The sequence below is a fragment of the Halorubrum sp. B52 genome (assembly GCF_059752555.1).
This window is the reverse complement of record NZ_MWTG01000014.1, coordinates 1-9,376: the sequence shown is the minus strand read 5'-3', so window position 1 is coordinate 9,376 and position 9,376 is coordinate 1. Positions and strand designations below refer to the sequence as shown.

Here is a 9,376-nt window from a genome sequence, read left to right as displayed (position 1 = left end):
ACTGGAACAGCTGCTGCCCACGGTAGTGGAAGCTACGGCGGCGGTATGATGGGCGGCGGCTGGGGCGGTATGGGCGGACTCGGCGGCTTCGGGATGCTCGGCGGCGGGATGTTCCTCTGGCCGTTGCTCCTGATCGGACTCGTCCTGCTCTTCGTGTACGGGACTAACCGCGAGGAACCGTCCTCTGGGCCGGATACTGCACTCGCTGAACTCCGCGAGCGCTACGCGCGGGGTGAACTCTCGGACGAGGAGTTCGAGGCTCGGCGAGCCTCGCTCACACAGTGAGTATTGACTCCCTCCACGTATCCTCCCATGTCTTCCACTCGCATTCGTATCGTCGGCTTGCACCTTCGGGGGTGCTACAGCGACCACGAGAGAGTAGACCTGAACGACGGGACGATTTGCTGGGTCAGCAAACGGACTCGGCCGGTTATGCCTCGTGCAATCGTCCATAGTATTGTGGAGAGAAGGAACGGACACACAAAATGTAGAATGAGCACCGGAGCTAACCTGACGACAAGGTCTCTCCAACTCCGTCGGGGACGACTCAAGCGATCTGAACAAAACTCGACGCGCGTCGATTCCAGTCACGGACTGACTCGAAACGCGCGTCACGACAAAACCGACCACCACCACAATGAACGACTCGCAACACAGAGCCCGAATCGACTCACGAGAACAACGCAGACAGGCTGCCGAACGCCGACGACTCCATGCATTCACCGCACCGGAGGCGTGGGGCGGAGCCGGACTGTCGGAAGCCCAGCGGCTAATCACGACCTTGGAAACCCAACACACGGAGTAAATCCATGACGTACACCATCACCACGACGATCGACGCACCGTTCGACGACGCTGTCGCTGCAGTCATGACCGCACTACAGGACGAAGGCTTCGGCATCCTCTGTGACATCGACGTCAAAACAACCCTGAAGGAGAAACTCGATGTCGACGTAGACCAATACCGGATTCTCGGTGCTTGCAATCCACCGCTCGCCCACGAAGGGCTCGTCGAAGAGCCAGACCTGGGTGCTCTCCTCCCGTGCAACGTCGTCGTCTACGAGACGGATGCCGGTGACGTCGTCGTGAGCGCCGTCGACCCACAGCAACTCGTCGCCATCACGGAGAACTCGGAGTTGGACGGGATCGCGACCGAGGTTCACGAACGCTTCGAGAGAGTGCTCGCAGTTGTAACCGACCAGCTTACCACGGAAAGTGAACTCCAATGACGACAACGAATCGAACCAGCACAGCGACGATCGTCCTCCTCGTACTCGGAGCGCTCGTCGTCCTTCCGCTCCTCACGATGGGCGGAGGGATGATGGGATTCGGCGGCTTCGGAATGCTCGGCGGCGGAATGTTCCTCTGGCCGCTCCTCCTGATTGGACTCGTCCTGCTCCTCGTATACGGCGTGGGTAATCGAGACCGGAGCGACGACACCGGCCAAGCCCAGGCAATCGAAACGCTTCGCGAGCGCTACGCTCGCGGAGAACTGACTGAGGACGAATACGACGACCGTCGACGAACGCTTCACAACGAACAACAGGGTTCGTAGGTCCATCAAAAGACCGTGCCGACGACCACCCGAAGACTCCGACGACCCGTCGAACCCGATGCTGCTGAACAGCCACGGTTAGAGGTGACCGGCAGATCAGCTCCGAATAACACCCAGACACGACCGTGACTTTCACACCATCGACCGACGCGCCGAAAGCAGCCAGTAAGAGCGCACAGGCGACGACGCGTCCGCGACTCCCGGCGAACAACTGGCGAGCCATCATCTGTCAGGGGCTCGCCCTCTGGGTCGTCGTCTTCGCTGGATTTCTGGGCCTTCCGCCGAGGCATCCGCTTCAGTTCGGGGTCGCGATCGCCACGATCTACGTGGTTCCGTTAGTTCCGATTAGTCTCTACCTGGACGTGCGTCAGGCCCACCGCACGAGTGGGTGTCAGCTCACCGTCAGGACGTATGCGAGGAATCTGGCGTGCGATTTCGCCAACTGTGTCCGGCGGGACGGCTCGCTCGGCGACGCCCGACGGGATTTGGCCGCGTGTGGTTCAGAGGGTCGCGATGCGTCCGACACACCGTATCCAGAGCCTGCTCTGGCCGGTGATTTCGCACGCAGTGACGGCAATCTCACCGCCGTCCAGGGGCGTCAGTTGTCCGCCGATCAGGTGGGAGGGAGTAGCAGCCCCTTCAATCGATGGGGGGCAAGTGTTGAGCGTAGACTTTCGAAAATGAACAGAAATTCCAATAAAACACAAGACCGTAGATTCAACTGTAGAAGGAGTACCAACTCGCACCCAACAAACCACATATTGCACTCATGACAAGCCTACTCGAAGCAGTACGGACGATCGGAGAACAGTTTTCGACCTCGGAATCCGGAGGATTCCTCGGTAGAAGTGGCCACGCCGCCCCACGCGCAATGCACGGCGGTCGTGGGAGGGGGCTTCGAGGACTCTTCGGCGGTGGAATGATGGGTCACGGCCATGGTCGGCATGGAGGTCGATCTGGCTGTTCGTCGCACCACTCGTCGCACGAATCTACCCCCTCGACGGAGTCTTCAGAGGCGGGATCGAGCGAAGAGCCCGCCGGTTCCGACCGCGCACTCGCGATACTCCGCGAACGGTACGCACGCGGTGAAATCGACGAAGAGGAGTTCGAGACGCGGCGAAACACGTTGAGAGAGATAAAATAAGAACCGGTCGGAAAACACAGCAACACAATCCAACAGATTCACACATGACTCGTAATTACACCAGACGGAACTGGCTGAAGACCCTCGGTATCGCAGGGAGCGTAACCGCCGGAGTTTCATTAGCCGGATGTTCGACCCAGGCACAGAACGGAGGAGAGGTCTACGTAACCAACCAAGGAAGTAACACCGTATCGGTAGTAGATTCAGCCGCGATGGAGGTCCAGACGACCATCGATGTCGAGGAACGGCCACATTTCGTTGCCTTTTCTCCCGATGGCTCGCGAGCGTACGTCGTCAATAACGGTGCGGACATCATCACAGTGATTGACACGGCCGCGCGTCAAGTGATGAGTACCATCGATGTGGGACCAAATCCGCTCCACACAGCGATCAGCCCCGAGGGCAACTACGCGTACACTGCAACTGGGGGTACCAAAGAGGTACGGCGTATCGATCTCCAAAAAGAGATGGTAGACCAAAAGATTCCAGTTGGAACGATCGCCCACGTACCGGCGTTCAGTCCGGACGGAAGCCAACTCTACATCGGTGGTGGTGAGAGCCAGAAGACGATTGTCATCGACACTGAAGCGGGGCAGATACTCACGGAAGTTCAAATCGGTCCGGTAACACACGTGGCGGAACCATCTCCGGATGGGTCGATAATCTACGCCTCCAGCCGCGGCAAGGACCAGGTCACCGTTATCGAGGCCGCTTCATTAAAAGTGAGCGATGTGATTGATATCGGCAGCGGGACGCACGGAATCGCGTTTCACCCCGACGGGCAATACGCGTACGCGACCAGCGAGTCGGCAAACATCGTGTCGGTGATAGACACCGCTACGAAGCAAGTGGAGGAGAAAATAGGCGTAGGAGAGACACCGCACATTGTAAAAGTGAGACCGGACGGACGTTACGCCTACGTGACCAATATCGGCTCCGGCAGCATCTCCGTGATCGACTTGGAGAAGCAGCAGCTGGAGACCGACGTGGAAGTCGGTTCAATGCCCACTGGCGTTGCAGTGCGCCCGTAAGGTCAATACTACAACTACAGAAGAATGACCACAGACGATTCACCATCACACCCGCTGTTTGCGGCCGTGTACGACCCGGTGACGAAACATGCCGAGGAGACACTTCTCCGGGAGCACCGCGAATATCTTACCAGGGATCTGAACGGAGCCGTACTCGATCTCGGGACAGGGACCGGTGCGATGTTCCCGTACTTCGAAGCGGCAACCGAGCACGATCCATCGCTCGTCTTCCACGCGATCGAACCAGATCCACACATGCGACGGCGGGCGGTACAGAAAGCGAATGATCTCGACCTCGACATCGAGATTCGCCCCGAGGGGGCGCAATCGCTTCCGTACGCCGACGATTCGTTCGAGGTCGTCATCGCGTCGCTCGTCTTCTGTACGATTCCCGACATCGACGCGGCACTCGACGAGGTCGCCCGGGTACTCAAACCAGGTGGCGAGTTCCGATTTCTCGAACACGTCCACGCTGACGGGTGGCTCGCGCACGTCCAAGACGCCGCAAATCCCGTCTGGCGGCGCGGCGCAGCCGGCTGTCATCTCAACCGCGACACGGCAGCCACCTTCAGAACCGACGATCGCTTCGAGGTGGCAGAGCTCGATGAGTTGGAAATCGGCATCCCGCCGGTAAAGCCGTTCGTTCGCGGAACGCTCGTCGCTCTCGACGAGCACCGGAATCCGTGGGAACGTGTCTTCGACCGCATTCCATCGCGGCTCGAGACACTGCTCACCCCGGAGCGGTGACCGTCCCTTCGAATCGAAGATCTCGTCGGGTCACGGGCTATGATATTGAATAATAAGTCCAATAACTACCAAGACCATATAGACACCTGTGACCGAAGTTATCCTCTTCACCCAGGAGACGTGTGGAGCGTGCGCCACGCAGCGACAGAAGAACGAGGGAATCGAAGACGAATTCTCCGACGTCGAGTTTCGCGAGGTCGACATCCAGCGGGATCTGGAGATCGCCGAGGAGTACGGCGTCCGCAAGACACCTACGATACTCATCCACGCGGACGGCGTGCGGGTCGACGAATTCATCGGCATCGTCGAGCGTGACGAGCTAGAAGCGGCGATCCAGGAAGCGAAAACCCACCGATCTGGGTTCGCACAACGGCTCGTCGATCTCGTTCGTGGATGACCACTCACAGAAGACAAAGCACACTGACCACTGATAATGAATGAAACCAGGTCCACTCCGAATAGTATTGTACGATTCGAACAAATAAACGTGCGATCGATCCGTCGTACCGCCAGAAACCACAGCCCATGACACGCTCCACTATCGACCCCGCTCTCACCTACCTCCGTGACCATCAGGACGACGTCGTTGACCTGGCGAGTACGCTCGTCGGATTCGACACGCAGAACCCACCGGGCGACACCCGTGAGACCGTGACGTGGGTCGAGTCGTTCTTCGCCGACCTCGACATCGAAACCGAACGAGTCGTCTCCGACCCAAAAAAGCCGAACCTCGTGGCGACCCTTCCGGGCTCGTCCGATCGAAGGCTCCTCTATCAGGGACACCTCGACACCGTACCATTCGACCCTGACGAGTGGACGTTCGATCCACTCGGCGAACGCGACGGTGACCTGATCTACGGCCGCGGCACAACCGACATGAAAGGTGCTGTCGCGGCGATGCTGACCGTGGCACAGGCGTACGCCGAAACCGACACAGAGCCACCGATGACCATCGACTTTGTGCTGGTGAGCGACGAAGAAGTCGCCGGCGATGCGGGGTTGCCGACACTCCTCGAGACGTGGGACGTCTCCGCCGACGCGTGCGTCATCGGCGAGACGACCTGCGAGCAGGGCCGACACTCGACGACAGTTGCTGATCGGGGGAGCATCTGGCTCACCCTCGCCGCGACGGGGCAGTCCGCCCACGGATCACGCCCGATGCTCGGGACGAACGCGATTCGATGTCTGTGCGACGCCGTCGACGATGTCGAATCGACGCTCTCCGAGACGACGTTTGATCTCGACCCCGTCGTCAAGGCGGTCGTCGACGAATCGGTAGAGTACTACGAACCACGGTTCGGTGAACGAACCGCACGGGATCTGTTCGAGCGACCGTCGGTGAACCTCGGCGTCGTCCGTGGCGGTGACCGCGTGAACGTCGTTCCGGGGGCCGCCGAAGCCCATCTCGACGTTCGGCTCACCGCTGGCGTCCATACGCCAGACGTACTCGACACCATCCGCGACATTGTGGCCGGTCACGACTGCGTCGAAATCACCGACGCGAACTGGTCCATCGGGACGTACGAGCATCCCGACGGGCCGCTGGCGAACGCCGTCGTCGCCGTGGCCAGCGACGTCACGGGAGACCGGGTCTACCGTCGCAGTGCGACCGGGGGTGGCGACGCGAAGAAGATGCGAAACGCCGGCGTCCCGACCGTCGAGTTCGGCCTCGGGACCGACACGGCCCACGCCGTCGACGAGTTCACGACGAGAGACGCGCTCGTCGGAAACGCCGAGGTGTACGCGCGCCTTCCGGCCGAACTCCTGAACCACCTCAACACCGGCTCGGAACGAGTCGACGCCACAACTAGTAGGATGGGAGACACCCATCTCCCGAAGCAGACCACGCAAACGGGTGACCAACAGTGACACCCGCCGAACTGCGTGCGTCGATCCCCGCACTCGACGGGGTGACCTACCTGAACACGGGTGCGCACGGGCCCAGCCCCAAGACAGTCGTCGAGCGAGTCGAGCGGTCTCTCGAATATCACGAGTACGAGTCTCCCGCCGACGAAGGACCGTATTCGACGGCGTTCGCAACCTACGAGGACGTTCGAACGGACGTCGCTGACTTTCTCGGCGCGGACGCGAGCGAGATTGCGCTAACACAAAGCACCACGGACGGCATCACCCGAATCGCCACCACCCTCGACTGGTCGCCGGGGGACGTCGTCGTCAGAACCGACCTCGAACACCCCGCAGGCATCCTCCCGTGGCGACGGCTCGAACGCGAGGGCGTCGAAGTACGCGTCGTCGAGAGCGAGGATGGCCACCTCGACCGGGATCAGTACACCGAAGCAGTCGAAGGAGCGTCGCTCGTCTGTTTCAGCGCCGTAACGTGGAACTACGGGACGCGCCTCCCGGTCAGCGAACTCGTCGACGTCGCACGTGACGCGGGAGCACTCACACTCGTCGACGCGGTACAGGCCATCGGGCAGTTCTCCGTGGACATCCGCGAGTGGGGGGCAGACGTGGTCGCCGGGGCCGGACACAAGTGGCTCCTCGGACCGTGGGGCGCGGGATTCCTCTACGTCCGCCGAGCGCTCGCCGACCAACTCGAACCACGGGCGGTCGGCTATCGCGGCGTGACGGAGCCGACGAGTGAGACGACGGAGTTCAAGCCGGGTGCACCTCGATTCGAGATCGGGACGACGAATCCGGCGGTACACGTCGGCCTCCGCGAGGCCATCGACCTCGTCGACCGCGTCGGACTGGATCGAACCGAGGACTACATCACGTCGCTCGCGGGACGATTCGTCGATGCGGTCCCTGACGATAGGCTGGTGAGTCCGCGCGATCCCGATTCCGGCCTCGTCACGGTCGACGTGAACGACCCCGAGACGACAGTCGAACGACTCGCCAACGAGGGCATCGTCGTTCGGGCACTTCCCGAACCGAACGCGGTACGAGCGTCGTTCCACACCTTTAACGACGAATCGGACGTCGACACGCTTCTCGACGAACTCGGCGAGGAGTGGTAGTCAGCGTATCCGGCGACCACGTAACGATGAAACACGCCACAGAAACCGACTCATGAACCCAACTAGAAGACAGTTCCTGCGACTGCTCGGTACTGGTGCCGTCGCAAGCGCGGGACTTACCGGAACGGCAGCCGCACAGGAGACACCCGTCGTGAAGATGGGCAACAACTACTTCGATCCGATCGGACTCCACGTCGACCCCGGTATGACGGTTCGCTTCGAGCTAGCGGCCGGAGCCCACTCGGCGACCGCCTACTCGGAGCGGATTCCGGCCGACGCTGACACGTTCGACAGCGGGACTATCTCCCGAGGGAGCTTCGATCATACCTTCGAGACACCGGGAACCTACGATTATTACTGCATTCCGCACCGCTCGGTGGGGATGGTCGGCCGCATCGTCGTCGGCAACCCCGGCGGGCCAGCCGAAGACAGTCAGATTCCGGACGGCGACGTGCCCGCGAGTCGGACAATCGTCGAGCAGAGCACCGTTCCGTACGGCTCCTCGTCGGGGACAGGGAGTAGTCGAACTGACGACGGAATGATGGGATCTGGCGGGATGGGCGGCGGAATGGGTGGTGGGATGGGCGGTTCCAACACTGGTGTAGACGGCGGGTCACTCGTGGGGGTGTTCGGCGGGCTGGTCGCCATGCTCGGCGTCGCTGGTGGAGCCGTCTACTGGCTGATGCGTCGGGGAGACGCTGAAACGTCTACCGACGCTGATTCGGCCATGGACGCACTCCGGGGGCGCTACGCACGGGGCGAAATCGACGACGAAGAGTTCCACGAACGTCGCGCCCGGCTCGAAGAGGGTGACAGCCACTTCGAAGAGTAAGCCAACTGCAGGTTCGTCGACGAAGGTCTTCGAATCGCGCGGTGTCAAATCGGTGCGGGTGAGGGTACTCGGCTAGCGGTATCGACTCACCGATGGACGGAGAGGTCTACGAGCGACGGCTCGCCGAGCCAAGTGTATCGCTTGCTCAACGAACCTGAGTAACCGCGACTTCGGGAGGGCTTCCATCTGGTCAGACTACGAGGCGAACCTGTAACTCTCTGAGGATTTCAACAGAGCCTCGACATTGTATCGTGGCCGAAGTAGCAACTCCAACACGCCATTTGTGATGATTTCCTTGTATTTCAACATTTCCTGATGGACAAACTTAGACATGAGTTTGATACTATGGTTTACAATCCAATCTCCAATAAATACACCGCCACAGTAAGATTCGATAGTAAAGAGCCGATCATACGCGGTAAATCGATGAAATTTCGAGCTCGCTCATTCGTTCTAACTTCGCCGTAGGTGGCCAAGCAGCTTATCACCCTTGGGGTATCTAATCGTTCAAAAGTACTCTTCAGAGTATTCAAAAAGTTACATAGCAACCGAATTCGGCACGGATGAACGGTTCTGTCCTTGGAAAACGATTAGAACGCTCTATACACGTTCTCGAACGTTCTCCTGCGTGGATTCACACCCACGTCGATAACTCCCGAGGGGTCCTACGAGTAACCGAGGAGAAAGACAATGACCAACTTCAAACTCGGCGGCTGGCTGCTCGTGGCGCTCGCGATCGTCGGACTCGCGTTCGCCGCGCCCGTGGTCAGCGCACACGGCACCGACACGACCGCAGACGATGCGCCCACTGACAATGCTACCGCCGATGACTGGGCGGCCTGGATGGAGGCGCAGATGACCGAGCACATGGGCCCTGGTAGCGTCGAGTGGATGGAGACGCACATGGGTGTGACCGTCGACGAGATGGCCCAGGACATGGCTGACGACGACTACAACGGCGGGACGTACGGACAGGGCCACTGCTGACGGCCCTGACCGTTTCGACCGCTTCGACCGAATACCGAAACTCACCACCAATTCACAATCATGACGAAACCCACCACTCACCTCGGAGGCACTGCTCGT

11 protein-coding genes and 1 pseudogene are annotated in these 9,376 nt (G+C 60.3%); 11 read left to right on the top strand and 1 reads right to left on the bottom strand.

Features of this window, described 5'->3' with window-relative positions; all coding sequences use genetic code 11:
- From B4V04_RS16855 to B4V04_RS16810, 10 genes are all read left to right on the top strand, one after another.
- A partial coding sequence (locus B4V04_RS16855) for an SHOCT domain-containing protein (protein WP_498232833.1) occupies window positions 1-285 on the top strand: 285 nt, incomplete at its 5' end.
- Window positions 286-809: 524 nt separating this feature from the next.
- Entirely contained in the window at window positions 810-1,229 is a 420-nt protein-coding gene (locus tag B4V04_RS16850) for a DUF302 domain-containing protein (protein WP_312621682.1), read from the top strand.
- The gene (locus B4V04_RS16845; RefSeq protein WP_312621681.1) at window positions 1,226-1,555 is read left to right on the top strand and encodes an SHOCT domain-containing protein; all 330 of its coding nucleotides are present in this window, start codon (window positions 1,226-1,228) and stop codon (window positions 1,553-1,555) included. The genes B4V04_RS16850 and B4V04_RS16845 overlap by 4 nt, the downstream gene beginning before the upstream one ends.
- 769 nt (window positions 1,556-2,324) lie before the next feature.
- Window positions 2,325-2,699, top strand: a complete 375-nt coding sequence (locus tag B4V04_RS16840) for an SHOCT domain-containing protein (protein ID WP_312621679.1) — start codon at window positions 2,325-2,327, stop codon at window positions 2,697-2,699.
- 44 nt (window positions 2,700-2,743) lie between these two features.
- Window positions 2,744-3,730, top strand: coding sequence for a beta-propeller fold lactonase family protein (locus B4V04_RS16835; protein ID WP_312621677.1), 987 nt, complete (start codon window positions 2,744-2,746; stop codon window positions 3,728-3,730).
- A gap of 24 nt (window positions 3,731-3,754) precedes the next feature.
- Window positions 3,755-4,477, top strand: a complete 723-nt coding sequence (locus B4V04_RS16830) for a class I SAM-dependent methyltransferase (protein ID WP_312621675.1) — start codon at window positions 3,755-3,757, stop codon at window positions 4,475-4,477.
- A gap of 88 nt (window positions 4,478-4,565) precedes the next feature.
- Window positions 4,566-4,874, top strand: a complete 309-nt coding sequence (locus tag B4V04_RS16825) for a thioredoxin family protein (RefSeq protein ID WP_312621674.1) — start codon at window positions 4,566-4,568, stop codon at window positions 4,872-4,874.
- A 128-nt stretch (window positions 4,875-5,002) separates the two neighbouring features.
- Window positions 5,003-6,346: a M20 family metallopeptidase gene (locus tag B4V04_RS16820; RefSeq protein ID WP_312621673.1), complete on the top strand. Its 1,344-nt coding sequence runs from the start codon at window positions 5,003-5,005 to the stop codon at window positions 6,344-6,346.
- The gene (locus tag B4V04_RS16815; RefSeq protein ID WP_312621671.1) at window positions 6,343-7,458 is read left to right on the top strand and encodes an aminotransferase class V-fold PLP-dependent enzyme; all 1,116 of its coding nucleotides are present in this window, start codon (window positions 6,343-6,345) and stop codon (window positions 7,456-7,458) included. The genes B4V04_RS16820 and B4V04_RS16815 overlap by 4 nt, the downstream gene beginning before the upstream one ends.
- 52 nt (window positions 7,459-7,510) lie before the next feature.
- Complete coding sequence (locus B4V04_RS16810) at window positions 7,511-8,290, top strand: plastocyanin/azurin family copper-binding protein (protein ID WP_312621670.1); 780 nt, start codon at window positions 7,511-7,513, stop codon at window positions 8,288-8,290.
- A 78-nt stretch (window positions 8,291-8,368) separates the two neighbouring features.
- Here the strand turns inward: B4V04_RS16810 and B4V04_RS16805 are convergent.
- Window positions 8,369-8,476, bottom strand: a pseudogene (locus B4V04_RS16805) (IS5/IS1182 family transposase); the annotation flags it as partial.
- Between the two features lie 504 nt (window positions 8,477-8,980).
- On the opposite strand from B4V04_RS16805, the gene B4V04_RS16800 reads away from it, so the two are divergent.
- Window positions 8,981-9,277 carry a hypothetical protein gene (locus B4V04_RS16800; RefSeq protein ID WP_312621668.1) on the top strand — a complete coding sequence of 99 codons (297 nt, stop codon included), beginning with the start codon at window positions 8,981-8,983 and terminating at the stop codon, window positions 9,275-9,277.
- The last annotated feature ends 99 nt before the right edge of the window (window positions 9,278-9,376 follow it).